We start from the raw sequence: 18,517 nt of genomic DNA, 5'->3' as shown, positions 1-18,517 counted from the left end.
ATTTATGAATTTCTTTATTTAATTTTATGTGTTTATCTATTCAATAAAAACTATGATTTATCATATGTTTGGAAAAATCACTCTTTCTATTATCAAACCGGATGCGGTTAAAAAAGGACATTGCTCATCTATTTTATCTCAAATAGTTAGTGCAGGATTTGACATCATAGCACTTAAAATGACAGAACTTTCTAAAAATTCAGCCATAAGATTTTATGAAGAACATAAAGAAAAATATTTTTTCGAATCTTTAGTGAAATTTATGTCTTCTGGACCAATAGTATCTATTCTTTTGGAAAAAGAAAATGCCGTCAAAGATTTTAGAATTTTAATAGGAGATACAAATCCAATCAATGCTGAAAAAGGGACTATACGACATAGATATGCTACTTCCTTAGAAAAAAACGCTATCCATGGATCGGATAGCAATCAAAATGCTTTTAAAGAATGTCAGTTTTTTTTCCCCAGTAGAGAAATTTTCTCAAAAAAAGATAAAAATTTTTTATGAAAAAAAAATTTCTAATAGCTATTTTCTCTATTTTGATTTTGATATCTATGACTGGATTATGGGTAGTCAATGTATACAATCATCTAGTAAAACTAAACGAAAATATAAAAACACAATGGGGTCAAGTGGAAAATGTTTATCAACGTCGATACGATCTGATTCCAAATTTAGTGAATACAGTAAAAGGATCTTCCAATTTTGAAAAAAATACATTAATACAAGTCATAGAAGCTAGAGCAAAAGCTACTTCTATTTATATCAATCCAAATGATCTAAATCAAAATCAAATCAATAAATTTCAAAAAGCACAAGAAAATTTAAATGATACTGTTAGTAGATTGCTTCTAGTAGTGGAAAACTATCCAAATCTAAAATCTACAAAAAACTTTTATGAGTTACAAAATCAATTAGAGGGAACAGAAAATCGTATCAATGTAGAAAGAAACCGATTTAATGATCAAGTAAATTCTTTTAATACTTATAGAAATCAATTTCCAAAAATTATCATATCAAACTTTTTTTCTCAATTTCAAGAAAAAGGATATTTTCAATCTCAAATAGGATCAGAAAAATCTCCTGTTGTAGATTTTTCTAAATAAGATAAGAATTGAAAGACAATTCAAAAATCATGATAAAAATTATTCAATTCATCATTTTAATTTTCTTTTCTATAAACCTAGCAAAAGGACAATTTAATATACCTGAATCTACCCAAAAAATATATCCTGTACAGGATTATGCAGGAGTCTTATCTAAAAAACAGATAGAAAAATTAAATCAAAAACTTATTTCATACTCTAAAATTACATCAACAGAAATTTTAGTTTCTATCATTCAAGATCTTCGCGGAGAAGATCCAAATTTTTTAGCTTATAAGTGGGGAGAAAAATGGAAAATTGGAAGTTCGCATAAAAACAATGGAATTGTCATATTATTATCTATCAATGATAGAAAAATATCTATTCAAAATGGATATGGAATAGAACCTTATTTGACCGATTTTTTAACTACAAAAATTATAAAAAAAGTTAAACCTATATTGAAAGATCATCACTATTATCAAGCTATAGATTCTTGTATTCAGGAAATTTTTCAAGTTCTTAAAAATCAATATTATAAAGATCAAAAAAAGAAAGTTTTTCCTGTATGGAATCTTTTACTTTGTATGAGCGCTTTTCTTATTATGTTTTTTTTACTTTCTAAAAACAAAAGAATCGATTCTTCGTTATTAAATACTTTATTTTTGACAGATTTTTTATTCATAAATAAAAAAAATCATGAAAATGAAGACAATTTTGATGGATTTGGAGGAGGTGGACATTTTGGAGGAGGAGGAGGTAGTGGAAATTGGTAATTCCATTGTTTTTATTTTATTTTTTTAAAGATTCCAAATACTTTTCGAGTTGGTATATTTTTTTCAATGTATCACTTTCTTTTTTTCTTTCCTTTGAAAGGATATTTTCTGGAACTGAAGTTACATACTTATCATTAGATAAATTTTTTTGAATTGAAGATAATAAATTCTGAAAATATTGAATTTTTTTTTCAATACTCATAATATCCACATGACTAGAATTATGACTTTCGTCTGTTAAGGATAAAAAAAATTGATCTGTATTTAAAAAAAAAGAAAATAACGGTGTATTTTTAGGTTTTTCCAATATAGAAACAATTTCTGATAAATTAGCCAATTTTAATATGATAGAATCATATTCTTTTTCTTCTTTTTCTTTCTTTCTCATAGCAAACAATACAAAACTCTTTTGATAAGAAATATGACATTGATTTCTAATGTTACGTATTTTAGATATTATTTGAGTAACTTTTTCGAAAGAAACTAACATTTCATAATCATAGTATTTTTTTTCAGGCCAAGAAGAAATAATTAATGCTTCTTCTGGTTTTCTTTTTTCAATAAGATTCCAAATTTCTTCTGATAGAAAAGGCATATATGGATGTAATAATTTCAATATGTTTTCAAAAAACTTAACACTGCTTAAATATTCTATTTTTGAAATACATCTATTTCCATGAATAGGTTTAATAATTTCAAGAAAATAAGAACAGAAATCATACCAAATAAACTTATACAAAACCATTAATGATTCATCCAATCTATATTCTTGAAAATGTTTTTCAAAAATTTCCAAAACATAATAAAAACGATTTTTTAACCATTTAATAGCAATTAGTGAAGAATCAGGGATCTCTTTATTTTCTTGCATTTTCCAACTTTTAATTAGACGAAAAGCATTCCATATTTTGTTGGAAAAGTTTCTTCCTTGTAAACATATTTTTTCATCAAAATGAAAATCTTGTCCAGCACTAGTTTTCAACATAAGACCCATACGGACTGCATCTGCTCCATATTGATTCATTAAATCCATAGGATCCGGAGAATTATTTAATGATTTTGATATTTTTTGATTTTTAGAATCTCTAATAATTCCGGTAAAAAAAACTCTTTTGAAGGGTTTTTTTTTTTGAAAAAATAAACCTGCTATAATCATACGTGCTACCCAAAAAAACAATATATCCGACCCTGTAACTATATCTTCAGTAGGATAGTAATAACAGATTTCATGATTATGAGGATGACAAATTCCATCAAAAACAGATAATGGAAATAACCAAGAAGAAAACCAAGTATCTAAAACATCTGGATCTTGCCATATTTCATCATAACTTAAATATGAATTATTACTTTTTTTTCTTGCTTTTTTCAATGCTTGTTCTAAACTTTCTGCAACCACAAAATCATTAGTTTTGTTCCCATAATAATAGACAGGAAGACGATGACCCCACCATAATTGTCTAGATATATTCCAATCACGAATTTGATTCATCCATTGAAAATAAATTTTATTCAACTTTTTTGGATAAAATTGAATATCTCCATTTTTTACTGCTTCTATAGCAGGAAGAGATATCTCTTTCATTTTCAAAAACCATTGAAGAGATAATCTTTGTTCTACTATTGATAAAGTTCTTTCCGAAAAACCTATTTTGTGATTATATTTTTCTATTCTGACTAAGAATCCCAATTGTTTTAATTCTTCAATAATTTTTTTTCTTACTTCAAAACGATTCATTCCTTTATAATGAAGACCTTTTTCATTTAAAGTAGCATCTTCATTAAAAATATCAATTATGTCTAATTTGTATTTATCAGCTATATTTTTATCATGTATATCATGAGCTGGAGTAATCTTTAAACATCCTGTTCCAAAATCTTTGTCTACATACGAATCTTGTATAATAGGAATATATTTATTGATTATTGGGACTTTGGCATATTTTCCTGTTAAATGAAAATAACGTGAATCGGATGGATGAAAACAAAGAGCTGTATCTCCAAATATTGTTTCAGGACGAGTTGTTGCTACTGTCACATAATTTTTTTCTCCTTTTATTTGGTATTTCAAATAATAAAGTTGACCAATACGTTCTTTATAAACAACTTCTTCATCAGAAAGAGTCGTTTTAGCTTCTGGATCCCAATTCACAACATGATAATCTCTATAGATATATCCATGTTCATACAAATCTATAAAAATTTTTGATACAGATTTGGATAACTTTTGATTCATAGTAAATTGAGTACGTTTCCAATCACATGAACAACCCAACTTTTTAAGTTGATCAAAAATAATATTTTTATGTTTTTTGGCCCATTCAAGAACATAATTCAAAAATTTATCTCTTCCCAAAAAAGATTTGGAGAATCCTTGTTTTTTTAATTGATCAACCACTTTAGCTTCTGTTGCTATTGATGCATGATCTGTCCCCGGAATCCAACAAGCATTATATCCTTTCATTCTGGCATATCTAATCAAAACATCCTGAATAGTATTATTCAACATATGTCCTATATGAAGAACTCCTGTGATATTTGGAGGAGGCATAACTATGGTATAAGGAATTCTATCATCTGGATAAGATGAAAAATAATTTCCTTTCATCCAATAATGATATCTTTTTTTCTCTACTGATTTTGGATCATATTTGATTGAAATATCCATAAATTTAAAAATATAAAAAAAATTGAAATAATGATGAAAATTATTTTGATTGTAGCTGTTTCAAAAAACGGATTTATAGGAAAAAACAATCAACTTATGTGGCACTTGCCTAATGATTTAAAACGTTTTAAAAATTTAACTATGGGGGAAACAATATTAATGGGAAGAAAAACTTTCGAATCTATTGGAAAAATACTTCCAAAAAGAACAAACATTATATTAACTAGAAATAAAATAAACTTCATAAAATCATTTCACTCAAAACATATAACAAAGAAAATAAAAATTTTATCATCTGTAAAACAAATAGATAATTTAAAATATGAAAGAATATTTGTTATAGGAGGAGAAAAAATATATGCTTCTTTCATTGAAAAAGCACATTCAATAGAATTGACATTAGTTCACAGAAAATTTTATGGAGATGCAAAATTCCCAAAAATAGAAGCAAATAAATGGAAAAAGATATACGAATTTTTTTATAAAAAAGACAAAACTCATTTATATAATTATAGCTTTATCAGATTCGAAAAAAAAAAATAATCACTCTATTCTCTTCTATCTAATTCTTTCTTAATTCGTGCTGCCAGTTCATAACATTCATTGATTACTGCATGATTTAAAAGAGCATTGAGATCTCTTTCAGTCATTTTTTCCAAATCTTGTTGACTTTTTTCTTTAAAAAAAAGAAAACCACTATTTTCTATTCCTGTTTCAGAGGTTTCATTTTCTTTATCAATAGGAAACCCATTTTCAAAATAAATACCAGCTTTATCAAATATTTCTCTTGTTGTATAAATAGGTGCTTGAAATCTAACAGCCAAAGCTACAGCATCTGATGTTTTTGAATCGATTTTATGTTCTTTTTTATCTATTTTACCTCCTTCTCCTTCTTCTTCTTCTCCTTCGAACAAAATATAAGAAAAAAATATTCCATTTACTAGTTTATATATTACAACTGCTTTTAATCTAATATGAAATACTTTTGCGAAAGTAAGAAATAAATCATGCGTAAAAGATCTAGATGGATCTCTTTTTCCTAAAGCAGAAGCAATAGATTGAGCTTGTAAACTTTCTATGATAATAGGAAGTTTGATTCTTCCAGATTCTTCTTCAAGTAATAAAACATATATCCCAGATTGTATTTGACTCAAGGATATTCCCCGTATAGCTAATCTAATGAATTGATCCATAGGAAAATTTAAATTATATAATAAACTTGCCATTGCAACCAAATATCCTAAATTTAAAAGGATATTTTTTGTTTTTTTCTATTTTTTGTTATTAACGATAATATATATAAAATTCTTATTATATGTAATAATTTTTTTATATATTTATTAACAATATTTAAATTTTTTTATTATGAATACTTCTGTGAAATTTCTAATTCCAACAATTTTTCTCGCATTAGGATTTATTTTTTCCTGCAATGATGAGGCAACTTCAGTTGGAAAAGAAGATTCTGATGTAAATAAGACTCCTACTGTAGAAACTCCTTCTATTCCTGACCCCCCGCCTACCACCCTAACTTCTTCTTCTTCTGATCCGAATTCTACTATAGAATCTACAACAAATCCTGATACTACCAAATCCCCTTCAAATTCTGAATCTCCTGTAAATGATCCTTCATACATAGATCCTGAAGATTTATCTGTACAAATCAAAGAAATAGGAGATAAAATTCAAAAATTAGAAAAAGAAACTGAAAAACATTATGATGAATATTATCAAATGGTAGAAATTCAAAAGGAAATATTGAATGAAGTGATAAGAAGAAAAAAGATAATGAGATCCAAGGAAGTAGGAACAAAAGAACAAATTGAAGCTCAAAAAGATTTTGAAGATCAAAAAAAATTAGGAAAAGAAAGATTAAAAATACTAAAGGATAAAAATATACTTTTGAACAAATTGACAAAATCAATAACAGAGGCCAAAAATGAAAAAATGGCTTTGACAAAAAAAACAAGAAGATTTTTTAAAAAAAACAAAAAGAAAAATCTAAAAAAAACTAGATATTTTATTCTTAACGGAAAAGAAAGATTTTTCTTTCTTTTCCGTTGTTTTTTTTCTATATTCTGACAAATGAAAAACTGATACCTATACTATATGAAAGAAAAGACTTTTCGTGAAGTTATAGCAGAAGCTATGAGTGAAGAAATGAGAAGAGATTATTCTGTTTATCTCATGGGAGAAGAAGTCGCTCAATACAATGGAGCTTATAAAGCCTCTAAAGGAATGTTAGAGGAATTTGGACCAAAAAGAGTTATTGATACTCCGATATCCGAATTAGGTTTTTCTGGAATAGGTGTAGGTTCTGCCATGAATGGATGTAGACCCATTATTGAGTTTATGACTTTTAATTTTTCCTTAGTAGCTATGGATCAAATCATTAACAATGCCGCAAAAATACGTTATATGAGTGGAGGACAATGGAATCTTCCTATCGTATTCAGAGGGCCTACTGGTTCTGCTGGACAATTAGGAGCTACACATTCTCAATCTTTTGAAAGTTGGTATGCGAGTTGTCCTGGATTAAAAGTAGTAATTCCATGCAATCCTTATGATGCAAAAGGACTTTTAAAATCTGCAATAAGAGATGATAATCCAGTTATTTTTATGGAATCTGAACAAATGTATGGAGATAAAATGATGATTCCAGAAGAAGAATATATTCTTCCTATTGGAAAAGCAGATATAAAAAAAGAAGGAACTGATATCAGTTTAGTTTCTTTTGGAAAAATTATGAAAATGGCTTTAAATGTAGCAAATCAATTAGATAAAGAAAATATTAGTGTAGAAGTTATAGACATTCGTACTATACGACCTTTAGATTATGAATCTATACTTTTTTCTGTGAAAAAAACCAACAGACTAGTTATTTTGGAAGAATCATGGCCCTTTTCATCCGTTTCTTCTGAAATTTCGTTTTTTATACAAAAAAAAGCATTCGATTATCTTGACGCCCCTATTAATAGAATTACTTTATTAGACACTCCAGCTCCTTATGCTCCTAATTTAATCAAAGCTTGGTATCCGAATGAAGAAAAGATAATAAATGCCATAAAAGAAACTCTTTACTTATAAAGTATTTAATAAATAGCTTGAATAATTTTGTAAATATTTTCTGGTCTATCCATAGTGTAATAGTGGATTACTTCTACCCCAAAATTTTTTAATTCTTTGGATTGATGAATCGCCCACTCAATTCCAATATGAGATATAATTTTTTTATCTTTCGCTTTTTCTACTTCCTTCACTAATTCGTTAGGAATATTTAAATAAAAATGAGAAGGAAGGCTATTCAACTGTTTTTTAGAAGAAATTGGTTTAATTCCAGGTATAATGGGAACAGAAATCCCTTCTGATCTACATTTTTTAACAAAAGAAAAATATTTTTTATTGTCAAAAAACATTTGAGTCACAATATAATCAGCTCCTGATTCTACTTTTTTTTTCAAAAAAAATAAATCACTCTCAATGTTTGGAGCTTCTAAGTGTTTTTCTGGATATCCTGCTACTCCAATACAAAAGTCAAATAATGGTGATTCTTTTCGCTCAACAAAAGTTTTGTCAAGATATTTTCCTCTATTCAAATCTTTAACCTGTTCAACAAGTTCTACTGCATACTTGTGTCCATCTTTTTTTGCAATAAAATCCTTTTCAGATTTCAAAGGATCTCCTCTTAAAACTAAAACATTATCTATTCCCAAAAAATTTAGATCTATTAAAGCGTTTTCGGTCATTTGTTTATTAAATCCACCACAAATCAAATGAGGGACGGCATCCACTCCATATTTGTTCATAATAGCTGCACAAATCCCTACAGTACCGGGACGTCTAGAAATCTTTCTTCTCTGCAAGAGTCCATTTTCTTTTTCTACATAAATAAATTCTTCTCTATGATAAGTAACATCAATAAAAGGAGGATTGAATTCCATTAAAGGATCCAAAGTAGAAAAAATGTCTTTAATATCATGTCCTCTTAAAGGAGGTAAAATTTCAAAGGAAAATAAAGTTTTTTTTGCTTTAGATATATGCTCAATCACTTTCATAATTCATTAAAAAATTTTTACTTGATACGATCAAATCCAGTATAAGGAACTAATACCTTAGGTATATTGATTTGATTTTCAGTTTGATGATTTTCTAATAAGGTAGCCATAATCCGTGGTAAAGCTAAAGCACTTCCATTAAGAGTATGACAGGACTTTATATTACCTGTAATTGTTTTGTATCTTAAATTTAATCTATTAGATTGAAAATCTAAACAATTAGATATGGAACTGACTTCTAACCATTTTTTTTGTGCTATAGAATAAACCTCAAAATCATAAGTTATAGCAGAAGAAAATCCAAGATCTGGCCCATTCAAACGAATAAGACGAAAGGGTAAATCTAAAGATTTTAAAATATTTTTGACATGTAGAATCATTTCTTCTAAAGAAAAATAGGAAGAATCTTGTGTAGTAATTTGAATAATTTCCACTTTTTCAAATTGATGCAATCTATTCAACCCCCTAACTTTAGATCCATAAGACCCTGCTTCTCTTCTAAAACAAGAAGTATAAGTAGTTGCCTTAACAGGAAGATCTGCATATGTAAATATTTTATCTCTGTAACAATTCATAATAGGAACTTCTCCAGTAGGAATTAAATAAAGATTATCTTTTTCTATGAAATACATTTGATTTTCTTTATCTGGAATTTGTCCTGTAGCATATCCAGATTCTTTATTTATCAGATAAGGTAAACTATATTCTTTATACAAAGCTTGTATATTTTTATCTAAAAAATATCTAATTAAACTTCTTTGTAATTTGGCTCCTTTTTCCATATAAACGGAAAAACCAGGCCCACATATTTTTGTTCCTAAATTTGAATCCAATAAACAAAACTTTTTGGATAATTCCCAGTGTGGAATAGGATTTTCAATATGACAATGAATTTCCCCTTCTTGAAAAAGAATATCGTTTTTTTCGAAATGATTTTTCACTTTTTCATCAGGAATATTAGGAATTTGATTTAATTTTTCTTCTAAAGCTTGAACAATTTTATTAAATTTAACATTAACATTTTTTTTCTCTTTTTTTAAAAAAGTAGATTTTTCTTTTAAAGATTCTATTTCAAAATTTTTACCCAAATTTATAATTTGACCTATCTTTTTAGATATTGAATTTTCTTTTTCTAATATTTTATTAAGTACATTTTGAGCTATTTTTTTTTTTTCATCTAAAATTAATATCTCATCTATCAGGTACTCTTCTTTAAAGTTTCGTTTTTTTAATCCTAATAAAACTTTTTCTCTATTTTTTCGTATAAAAGAGGTTCTAAGCATAGAAAAACTAAAATCCTGTTTACCATACATTCTTATGCAAGATACAAATAATATTTTCTATATTTGCACAATGCAAATGCATAAGTCTATTTTTAGAAAAAAATTTGATCAATATTTTTTAAAAGATAAAAATATAGCAAAAAAAATTGTAAAAAATCTTTCTTTCCTAAATTATGATACGGTAGTAGAAATAGGTCCTGGATTAGGAATTTTGACTCAATATTTATTAAAACATCATCAAAATCAAGTTTTTTTAATAGAAATTGATAGAGAATTAATTTCTTTCTTAAGAAATAAATTTTCTATTTCTAAAAATAGAATTATTCATAAAGATTTCTTAAAATGGAGTCCTGAAGAAATTCATTTGCAAAATTTTGCAATTATTGGGAATTTTCCTTACAGCATTTCTTCTCAAATTTTATTTCATATACTGAAATATAATCAATACATTCCGGAATGTATTGGAATGTTTCAAAAAGAAGTAGCAAAACGGATTGCATCTCATGAAGGTAAAAAAAATTATGGGATTTTATCAGTTTTGGTTCAAACATTTTATGAGGTTAAATATCTTTTTACTGTTAATCCGCAAGTTTTTTTTCCTATTCCGAATGTAAAATCGGCAGTTCTTTCTTTAAGAAAAAAAAATGAAATTCTTTCTTGTAACAAGGATTTATTATTTAAATGTGTAAAAACTGCTTTCAATCAAAGAAGAAAAAAATTAAAAAATTCTCTACAATTATTTAACCATATTCCAAATTTTTATAAAATACCATTTTTAAATAAAAGAGCAGAAGAATTATCTGTACAAGAATTCCTTCAATTAACAAAAGAAATAGAAATTAGGAGATGACTAAATTATTAAATGGAAATCAATTAGCAATAGAAATTAGAAAAGAAATTTCCAAGGAAATAGAAAAAAATATACTAAATCAAAAAAAACGTGTTCCACATCTTGGAATTATATTAACAGGAAACGATCAATCTAGTATTACATATGTAAATAGCAAAATAAAAGAGTGTAAAAATATCGGGATCAAATCTTCTTTAGTTCATTTACCAGTAGGATGTTTAGAAAATAGATTATTGGAAGAAATTAATAAAATGAATCAAAATCCATTAATAGATGGTTTTATTGTACAATTACCTCTTGAAAAACATATCAATCAGGATAAAATAATTTTATCTATCAATCCAAAAAAAGATGTAGATGGATTTCATCCTGAAAATTTTGGAAAAATGGCTTTAAATATGAAAGCTTTCTTTCCTGCAACTGCATTAGGGATATTAACTCTTTTGGAAAGAAATCAAATTAATATATCTGGAAAACACACTGTAGTAATTGGAAGAAGCAGGATAGTTGGAAGCCCTATTAGTATTTTAATGAGTGGGAAAAGTCATTTAGGAAATAGTACAGTAACACTAACTCATAGTCATACTCCAAATATAGAACATTACACAAAACAGGCTGATATAATTATAGTGGCAGTGGGTATCCCAGAGTTTCTTAAAGGAAACATGATTAAAAAAGGAGCTATCATTATAGATGTAGGAATAAATAGTATAAAAAACGAAAAAAAAATACTAGGAGATGTTGATTTTCATAGTGTATATGGAAAAGCTTCTTATCTTACACCTGTTCCAGGAGGAGTAGGTCCTATGACCCGTGTTATGTTATTAAAAAATACTTTAATCGCTGCATTAAATAGAAAAAATAAATGATAAGTTTTCCCATTAAAGAATCTTTTTATTCTATTCAAGGAGAAGGTTTTTACTATGGAATGGCTGCATTTTTTATTCGTTTTGAAGGATGTAATATCAAATGTGACTGGTGCGATACTAAAGAAAGCTGGAAAATTAAGAAAAAGGATTTTATTCCAATTCATGAGATTATTAATCATATTAGTAATTATACAGTAAAAAATATTGTAATCACTGGAGGTGAACCCATGATGTGGAACTTATATCATTTAACCAAAATTCTTAAAAAAAAAGGATACAGAATTCATGTTGAAACTTCAGGAACCTACCCTATAGAAGAAAAATATATGGACTGGATTACAGTTTCTCCTAAAAAAATAAAACTTCCTTTAGAAGAAAATTATAAAAAAACTAACGAATTAAAAATTATTATTTCTAATGAAAAAGATTTTCTTTTTGCAGAAGAACAAGCTATTCATGTAAAAACCACTAATTGTTTTTTATTTTTACAACCTGAATGGACTAACTTTGTTACAATTTTTCCAAAAATAATTTCTTACATAAAAGAAAATCCAAAATGGAGAATATCTCTTCAAATTCATAAAATGCTAAATATTCCTTGATCATGATTCGTATTTTGAGTGTCTTTCTTCCAAAATATTGATAACATCTTGTATAGAAAAACCTTTTTCATGTAAAAGAATCAGATAATGAAAAAGTAAATCTGCAGATTCATTTAAAAATAAATTTTTATTATTGTCTTTGGATTCAATAATAAGTTCTACAGCTTCTTCTCCTAATTTTTGAGATATTTTGTTAATTCCTTTTTTTGATAATTGAAATATATAAGAATTTTTTTTCTGTTGATGAATTCTACTGGAAATTAAATCTTCCAAATAAAATAAAAAATTCTTTTTGTTAACTTCTTTCCAACAAGTATCTGTTCCTTTATGACAAATAGGACCTGCAGGTTCTGCTTTAATCAATAAAGTATCTTCATCACAATCCATTAATATGTCTTTAATAAATAGATAGTTTTTGCTGATTTCTCCTTTAGTCCACAATCTTTTTTTAGATCTGCTGTAAAAAGTAACTTTTTTTTCATGAACACTTTTTTGATAGGCTTCTTGATTCATATAACCTAGCATTAAAACCTTATCTGTTTTTGCATCTTGAATAATCACAGGAATCAAATCTCTTTTTAAATCGATTGTTGTTTTTCTAAAATATTTTTTATTCATAATCACATTGTAGTTCTTACAGGAATATGAAAACGGTTCAAATAACATTTGAGTTTTGGAATTTCTATTTCTTTATAATGAAATATGCTAGCAGCTAAAGCGGCATCTGCTTTTCCAATTTTAAAAATTTCATAAAAATCTTCTAATTTACCAGCTCCACCTGAAGCAATAACAGGAATAGAAATGCTTTCGGATATTTTTTTAGTAATATCTAAAGCAAATCCATTTTTAGTTCCATCATGATTCATTGAAGTTAATAATATTTCTCCTGCCCCTCTATTAGCTGCTTCTTTTGCCCAATCTAGTGTTTTTGTTTGAGTGGGAATTCTTCCTCCATTTAAATAAACCCACCATTCATTGGAATCATACTTGGTATCAATTGCCAATACAATACATTGACTTCCAAATCTTTTAGAAAGAATCTCTAAAAGATTTGGCTTTTTAAAAGCTGCAGTGTTAATAGATATTTTATCTGCACCCGCATTTAATAATAATTCCACATCCTCTTCTTCTCGAATTCCTCCTCCAACTGTAAAAGGAATATTAATATGACTAGAAATATCTCTTACTAAGCTAGTTAAAGTCTGACGTTTTTCATTTGTAGCTGTAATATCCAAAAATATTAATTCATCTGCGCCTTGTTTTGTATACCAACAAACTAATTGGATAGGATCTCCAGCATCTTTTAAATGTTGAAAATTAACACCTTTTACTGTTCTTCCATTTTTAATATCTAAACAAGGTATAATACGTTTAGCTAACATATTTAATTGTTATTATTCTTTTCTTGCCAATTTCTAAGTTCTGATAATGATATTTTATTTTCATATATAGCTTTTCCAATAATGACTCCTCTACAACCTAAATTGAATAATTTATCTATATCTTCTAAATTTCTAATCCCTCCACTTGCTATAAATTCAATATTTGGAAATCTTTGAATAATTTTCTTGTATAAAGAAAAAGAAGGGCCAGATAGAATTCCATCTTTAGAGATATCTGTACAAAAAATTTTTCGTATTCCATCATTATTTTTTTCTTCTAAAAAATCAAAAAATGGAATATCAAAGAATTCTGTCCATCCATGAGTTGCGATTTTGTTATTTTTAACATCTACTCCTAATAGAATTTTATCATTTCCATAAATATGAACCCATTCTTTTAAAAGAGTGGGTTTTTTAACAGCAACACTTCCTACAGTAACTATATGAGCTCCATTTTCAAATACAGCACGTACATCCTCTTCTGTATGAATTCCTCCTCCAAAATCTATAATTAAACGTGTTTGTTTTGCTATTTTTTCTAAAATTTTCCAGTGTACTACTTTTCCTCTTTTTGCTCCATCTAAATCTACTAGATGAATTCTGGATATTCCATGATTTTCCAATAAAAAAGCAACTTCTAGGGGATCATGATTATAAATTTTTTTCTTTTTAAAATCACCTTGTACTAAACGAACGCATTTTCCATCAATTAAATCTATAGCTACTATAATATTCATCGTTAACCATTTTTTTTTATAATCGGATAAAATTTTCTAGTATTTTATGTCCTACATAAGAAGATTTTTCTGGATGAAATTGTACAGCATAAAAATTATTTTTTTGTAATGCGGCACTATAAGAAACTATATATTCTGTTTTTGCTGTTGTGTATTTTCCCAAAGGAGCATAATAACTATGAACAAAATATTGATAACTTCCATCTGGAATTTTTTCAAATAAAGGACCTTTCAGGTTATGAATCGTATTCCAACCTATTTGAGGAATTTTATCATTTTTATCTTTTGATTCAAATTTTTTAACCAATAAATCAAAAATTCCTATACATGTAGTACTACTTTCTTCTGAATATTTACAAAGTAATTGCATTCCCAAACATATTCCCAATACAGGTTGTTCTAATTCAGATAAAAGGATATCCAATTTTTTTTCTTTTAAATATTTCATAGCACAATTAGCTTCTCCTACTCCTGGTAAAATAACTTTTTCCGCATTTTGAATAGATTCCTTAGAATCTGTTACTAAGGCTTGTACTCCTATCCTTTCTAGAGAAAAAAGAACCGACTGGACATTTCCTGCAGGATATTTTATGATAATTGTTTTCATAATTTTTCATTCAAAGATTTTTACAATAGTCCTTTTGAACTAGGTATTTTATTATTCGAATAATTTTTTCTTATTGCCATTTTAAGGGCTTTTGCAAAGCATTTAAAAATAGATTCTATTTTATGATGTTCATTTTTTCCTGTAGCATGAATATACAGATTGCATTTTGCAGATAAAGAAAAAGATTTAAAAAAATGATAAAACATCTCTGTAGGAACTTTTCCTATTTTTTCTCTAAAAAATCTTGTTTTCCATACCAATTGACTTCTTCCTCCAATATCTAATGCTACTGTAGATAAACTATCATCCATAGGGATCAAATAGAATCCATAACGTTCTATTCCTTTCTTATTTCCTAAAGCTTGATCAAAAATTTCTCCTAAAGCAATCCCTGTATCTTCTATAGTATGATGTTCGTCTACATAAAGGTCTCCTTTTGTTTGAATATTTAGATCTATAGAACTGTGAAATGCTATTTGTTGTAAAAGATGATCAAAAAATCCAAGTCCTGTTTGAATGTGAGCTCTTCCTTTTCCATTTAAAAAAATAGAAATTTTGACATTGGTTTCTAATGTTGTCCGTTGGTGGACCAATCTTTTGGTGCTAATAGACAATAAATATTCATAAATATCCTCCCAATTATCCGTTTTTAAGGATATTATTTTTTTTAAATCTTTTTCCTCTATAGTTGAATAATAATCTTTTTCTTCTTTTGTTAGATTTTTATAATGATGATTTTCTTTAATCCATATAGATTTACATCCCAAATTTTTAGCTAAAAAAACATCATTTAATCGATCTCCAATAACAAAAGATTTAGAAATGTTGTATAAATCAGATTGTAAATAAGAAGTAAGCATTCCTATTTCAGGTTTTCTCGTAGAAGATTTTTCTTCTGGAAACGTTTTATCTATATGAATGGAAGAAAAATTAATTCCTTCTGTCCTTAAAACATTTAAAATATGATTATGAACAGGCCAAAATATTTTTTCAGGAAATTTCTCTGTTCCTAAACCATCTTGATTGGTAACCATTACTAAATCATAATTCAATTCTTCTACTATTTTTGACAAAAAAAATATAACCTTTGGATAAAAACTGATTTTTTCAATAGAATCAATTTGATATGTAGGAGGATTTTCTCGTATAATAGTTCCATCTCTATCAATGAACAATATTTTTTTCATTACATTTTGATTTTTTGAATGGAGTATTTTTTTATTTGATCTATTAAATACTCATTTTCCTCGTGAGTTCCTATCGTAATTCTTAAACAATTATTGCATAAAACAATTTTTGAACGATCCCTAACAACAATTTTCTTTTCGATTAAATATTGATAAAGATTTTTTGAAGAAAAATTAATTTTTACTAACAAAAAATTAGCAGAGCTAGGATATACTTTTTGTATAATAGGAATTTTATTTAATGATTCTATCATATATTTTCTTTCTGAAAGAATATTTTTTAAATGATAAAAAAATAAATCTCTATTTTCAAGAGCTTTAATGGAAATTTCTTGAGAATGAAGACTTATATTATATGGATGTTTGATTTTATTCATCCATTGAATAATGGATTCAGAAGCAAAAGCCATCCCTATTCTTAACCCCGCTAACCCCCAAGATTTAGAAAGTGTTTGTAGAATAATTAAATTGGGATATTTATCAATTTCCATGGATAAGGATTTTTGATCCGAAAAATCAATATAAGCTTCATCTAAAACAACAATTCCTGTAAATTTTTTTGTGATAAATTCAATGTCTTTTCTTTTTATATCGTTTCCTGTAGGATTGTTTGGAGAACAAATAAAAATAATTTTGCTATTCTGATTAACGGATTTTTCTATTTTTTCTAAATTTAATTGATATTCCTCCTCTGTTAGAGAAATTTTTACGATGTCTACTCCATGAATTTTTCCACTAACTTCATACATTCCATAAGTAGGAGGAAAAATTATGGCATGATCTATTTCTGGACGAGAAAAAATACGATAAATCAAATCAATGATTTCGTCGCTCCCATTCCCCAAAAATATTTTATATGGAGAAATATTTTTTAAATCAGATATTTTTTTCTTCAATTCTTTCTGTAAAGGATCTGGATATCTGTTATAAGAATTCAAAAAAGATAAAGGTGGTCCAAAAGAATTTTCATTAGCATCTAAGAAAATAGAATCTTTTTCTTTATCATGTTCTGTTCTTGCGGATATATAAGGATCCACTTTGAAAATATTCTCTCTGATTAGAGAGTCCAAATCAAAATTGGAATAATTTTTATTTTTTCTACTACTACTATTCATGAAATTCATTTTTTAATCGAATATCAATGGATTTTTTATGAGCAATTAATCCTTCTTCGGAAGATAAAACATTTACACATTCCGATAAATTTTGCAATCCTTTCTTGGATATTTTTTGAAAAGTTATTTTTTTAACAAAACTATCTACAGATACTCCACTGTAAGATTTTGCATAACCATATGTGGGCAATACATGGTTGGTTCCGGAAGCATAATCCCCAATACTGACTGGAGAATAATTTCCTAAAAAAACAGATCCAGCATTAATCACTTTTTCACTCCAATAAGAAACATTATTACAATTAATAATGAGATGTTCAGGGGCTACTTGATTGATAAAATTCATACATTCTTCTAAAGAGGAAAAAACAACTATTTTACTTTTTCTAAAGATTTTCAATAATATCTTTTTTTTAGAAAGATGATAAAATTGTTTTTTTAATTCTTCTTTGACTTTTTCTATCCAAGATTTATTATTTATAGTAACTAAAAGAATATAACTTTCTGGATCATGTTCAGATTGAGAAAGTAAATCGGAGGCTACATATTTTGGATTCGCTTCATCATCAGCCATAATAACAACTTCTGAAGGCCCTGCAGGCATATCTATAGATACAATTCCTTTTTGGGATACAATTTGCTTAGCTATTGTCACATAACAATTTCCGGGACCAAATATTTTGTATACGGAAGGAATACTCTCTGTTCCATAAGCCATAGCAGCAATAGCCTGAACTCCTCCTACTTTATAGATTTGATTAATTCCAACATATTTAGCTGTGTATAGAACGGATGGATGAATCTCTCCATTCTTATTGGGGGGACTACATAAAACAATATTTTTGCATCCTGCCAATTTTCCTGGAACTCCTAACATTAAGACAGTGGACAATAAAGGTGCGGATCCACCAGGAATATAAAAACCCACTTTTTCTATTGGAACAGATTTTCTCCAACAAAAAACTCCTGTTGAAACTTCTATTTTTGATTCTTCATGTATTTGTTTTTTGTGAAAACATTCGATATTTTTATATGCTATCTCTATAGATTTTCTTAAATGACTTGAAACTTTCATGTTTGCTTTTTGAAAATCTTCTTCTGTTACTTGAATATGTTTGATATCAACATGATCATATTTTCTTGTATAAGTTTTTACGGCTGTGTCCCCATTATTTTTTACATTATTTATGATGGAAAGAACTAAATCCGTTAGGTGAGAAATTTTTTCCGAAGACCTATTCAAAATAGATTGACATGTTTTGTATGTAGGATGAATATACACTTGAATCATATTATCCAT

General features: G+C 27.2%; 20 protein-coding genes. 9 read left to right on the top strand and 11 right to left on the bottom strand.

The genetic code is table 11. The annotated features are described in order from the left end of the window. Positions 1 to 52 precede the first annotated feature (52 nt). From ndk to BLBBGE_RS02230, 3 genes are read left to right on the top strand one after another with little or no spacing between them, the layout of a single operon-like run. Positions 53 to 508, top strand: a complete 456-nt coding sequence (ndk, locus tag BLBBGE_RS02240) for a nucleoside-diphosphate kinase (RefSeq protein WP_012840975.1) — start codon at positions 53 to 55, stop codon at positions 506 to 508. Further along, positions 505 to 1,107: a LemA family protein gene (locus BLBBGE_RS02235; RefSeq protein ID WP_012840974.1), complete on the top strand. Its 603-nt coding sequence runs from the start codon at positions 505 to 507 to the stop codon at positions 1,105 to 1,107. Before ndk ends, BLBBGE_RS02235 begins: the two co-directional genes overlap by 4 nt. 29 nt (positions 1,108 to 1,136) lie before the next feature. Continuing rightward, positions 1,137 to 1,862: a TPM domain-containing protein gene (locus BLBBGE_RS02230; RefSeq protein ID WP_041936784.1), complete on the top strand. Its 726-nt coding sequence runs from the start codon at positions 1,137 to 1,139 to the stop codon at positions 1,860 to 1,862. A gap of 16 nt (positions 1,863 to 1,878) precedes the next feature. Here BLBBGE_RS02230 and BLBBGE_RS02225 read toward each other — a convergent pair whose 3' ends face one another. Then, positions 1,879 to 4,530, bottom strand: coding sequence for a valine--tRNA ligase (locus BLBBGE_RS02225; protein ID WP_012840972.1), 2,652 nt, complete (start codon positions 4,528 to 4,530; stop codon positions 1,879 to 1,881). A 33-nt stretch (positions 4,531 to 4,563) separates the two neighbouring features. Here BLBBGE_RS02225 and BLBBGE_RS02220 point away from each other — a divergent pair, with 33 nt between their 5' ends. After that, complete coding sequence (locus BLBBGE_RS02220) at positions 4,564 to 5,073, top strand: dihydrofolate reductase (RefSeq protein ID WP_041936709.1); 510 nt, start codon at positions 4,564 to 4,566, stop codon at positions 5,071 to 5,073. A 5-nt stretch (positions 5,074 to 5,078) separates the two neighbouring features. On the opposite strand, the gene BLBBGE_RS02215 is transcribed toward BLBBGE_RS02220, so the two are convergent. Then, complete coding sequence (locus BLBBGE_RS02215) at positions 5,079 to 5,723, bottom strand: bifunctional nuclease family protein (protein ID WP_041936782.1); 645 nt, start codon at positions 5,721 to 5,723, stop codon at positions 5,079 to 5,081. A gap of 172 nt (positions 5,724 to 5,895) precedes the next feature. On the opposite strand from BLBBGE_RS02215, the gene BLBBGE_RS02210 reads away from it, so the two are divergent. Further along, on the top strand, positions 5,896 to 6,612 hold the full coding sequence (locus BLBBGE_RS02210) for a hypothetical protein (RefSeq protein ID WP_012840969.1): 717 nt from the start codon (positions 5,896 to 5,898) through the stop codon (positions 6,610 to 6,612). Between the two features lie 27 nt (positions 6,613 to 6,639). Further along, positions 6,640 to 7,617 (top strand): pyruvate dehydrogenase complex E1 component subunit beta, encoded by a 978-nt coding sequence (locus tag BLBBGE_RS02205; protein ID WP_012840968.1) that lies wholly within the window; start codon positions 6,640 to 6,642, stop codon positions 7,615 to 7,617. Between the two features lie 5 nt (positions 7,618 to 7,622). On the opposite strand, the gene metF is transcribed toward BLBBGE_RS02205, so the two are convergent. Both metF and serS read right to left on the bottom strand, forming a co-directional pair. Beyond that, complete coding sequence (metF, locus tag BLBBGE_RS02200; RefSeq protein ID WP_012840967.1) at positions 7,623 to 8,585, bottom strand: methylenetetrahydrofolate reductase [NAD(P)H]; 963 nt, start codon at positions 8,583 to 8,585, stop codon at positions 7,623 to 7,625. A 17-nt stretch (positions 8,586 to 8,602) separates the two neighbouring features. Further along, positions 8,603 to 9,868, bottom strand: coding sequence for a serine--tRNA ligase (gene serS, locus BLBBGE_RS02195; RefSeq protein WP_041936777.1), 1,266 nt, complete (start codon positions 9,866 to 9,868; stop codon positions 8,603 to 8,605). Positions 9,869 to 9,944: 76 nt separating this feature from the next. Here serS and rsmA point away from each other — a divergent pair, with 76 nt between their 5' ends. The 3 genes from rsmA to BLBBGE_RS02180 are packed head-to-tail and all read left to right on the top strand — an operon-like array spanning position 9,945 to position 12,189. Continuing rightward, the gene (gene rsmA, locus BLBBGE_RS02190; protein ID WP_041936775.1) at positions 9,945 to 10,718 is read left to right on the top strand and encodes a 16S rRNA (adenine(1518)-N(6)/adenine(1519)-N(6))-dimethyltransferase RsmA; all 774 of its coding nucleotides are present in this window, start codon (positions 9,945 to 9,947) and stop codon (positions 10,716 to 10,718) included. Continuing rightward, entirely contained in the window at positions 10,715 to 11,587 is an 873-nt protein-coding gene (locus BLBBGE_RS02185; protein ID WP_012840964.1) for a bifunctional 5,10-methylenetetrahydrofolate dehydrogenase/5,10-methenyltetrahydrofolate cyclohydrolase, read from the top strand. Before rsmA ends, BLBBGE_RS02185 begins: the two co-directional genes overlap by 4 nt. Then, positions 11,584 to 12,189 (top strand): 7-carboxy-7-deazaguanine synthase QueE, encoded by a 606-nt coding sequence (locus BLBBGE_RS02180; protein WP_012840963.1) that lies wholly within the window; start codon positions 11,584 to 11,586, stop codon positions 12,187 to 12,189. The genes BLBBGE_RS02185 and BLBBGE_RS02180 overlap by 4 nt, the downstream gene beginning before the upstream one ends. Here the strand turns inward: BLBBGE_RS02180 and hisIE are convergent, their stop codons facing one another. From hisIE to hisD, 7 genes are read right to left on the bottom strand one after another with little or no spacing between them, the layout of a single operon-like run. Beyond that, complete coding sequence (gene hisIE, locus BLBBGE_RS02175) at positions 12,190 to 12,807, bottom strand: bifunctional phosphoribosyl-AMP cyclohydrolase/phosphoribosyl-ATP diphosphatase HisIE (RefSeq protein WP_012840962.1); 618 nt, start codon at positions 12,805 to 12,807, stop codon at positions 12,190 to 12,192. Between the two features lie 2 nt (positions 12,808 to 12,809). After that, positions 12,810 to 13,571 (bottom strand): imidazole glycerol phosphate synthase subunit HisF, encoded by a 762-nt coding sequence (gene hisF, locus BLBBGE_RS02170; RefSeq protein WP_012840961.1) that lies wholly within the window; start codon positions 13,569 to 13,571, stop codon positions 12,810 to 12,812. A 2-nt stretch (positions 13,572 to 13,573) separates the two neighbouring features. Then, on the bottom strand, positions 13,574 to 14,308 hold the full coding sequence (gene hisA / locus BLBBGE_RS02165; RefSeq protein ID WP_012840960.1) for a 1-(5-phosphoribosyl)-5-[(5-phosphoribosylamino)methylideneamino]imidazole-4-carboxamide isomerase: 735 nt from the start codon (positions 14,306 to 14,308) through the stop codon (positions 13,574 to 13,576). A 16-nt stretch (positions 14,309 to 14,324) separates the two neighbouring features. Next, positions 14,325 to 14,915 (bottom strand): imidazole glycerol phosphate synthase subunit HisH, encoded by a 591-nt coding sequence (gene hisH / locus BLBBGE_RS02160; RefSeq protein ID WP_012840959.1) that lies wholly within the window; start codon positions 14,913 to 14,915, stop codon positions 14,325 to 14,327. Between the two features lie 20 nt (positions 14,916 to 14,935). Then, positions 14,936 to 16,102 (bottom strand): bifunctional histidinol-phosphatase/imidazoleglycerol-phosphate dehydratase HisB, encoded by a 1,167-nt coding sequence (gene hisB, locus BLBBGE_RS02155; protein WP_012840958.1) that lies wholly within the window; start codon positions 16,100 to 16,102, stop codon positions 14,936 to 14,938. Beyond that, positions 16,102 to 17,217 carry a histidinol-phosphate transaminase gene (gene hisC, locus BLBBGE_RS02150; RefSeq protein ID WP_149030175.1) on the bottom strand — a complete coding sequence of 372 codons (1,116 nt, stop codon included), beginning with the start codon at positions 17,215 to 17,217 and terminating at the stop codon, positions 16,102 to 16,104. The genes hisB and hisC overlap by 1 nt, the downstream gene beginning before the upstream one ends. Beyond that, positions 17,210 to 18,517, bottom strand: a complete 1,308-nt coding sequence (gene hisD / locus BLBBGE_RS02145) for a histidinol dehydrogenase (protein ID WP_012840956.1) — start codon at positions 18,515 to 18,517, stop codon at positions 17,210 to 17,212. Before hisD ends, hisC begins: the two co-directional genes overlap by 8 nt.

It is taken from the genome of Blattabacterium sp. (Blattella germanica) str. Bge (assembly GCF_000022605.2).
GTDB lineage: Bacteria > Bacteroidota > Bacteroidia > Flavobacteriales > Blattabacteriaceae > Blattabacterium.
This window is presented reverse-complemented; position numbering and strand designations above follow the sequence as displayed.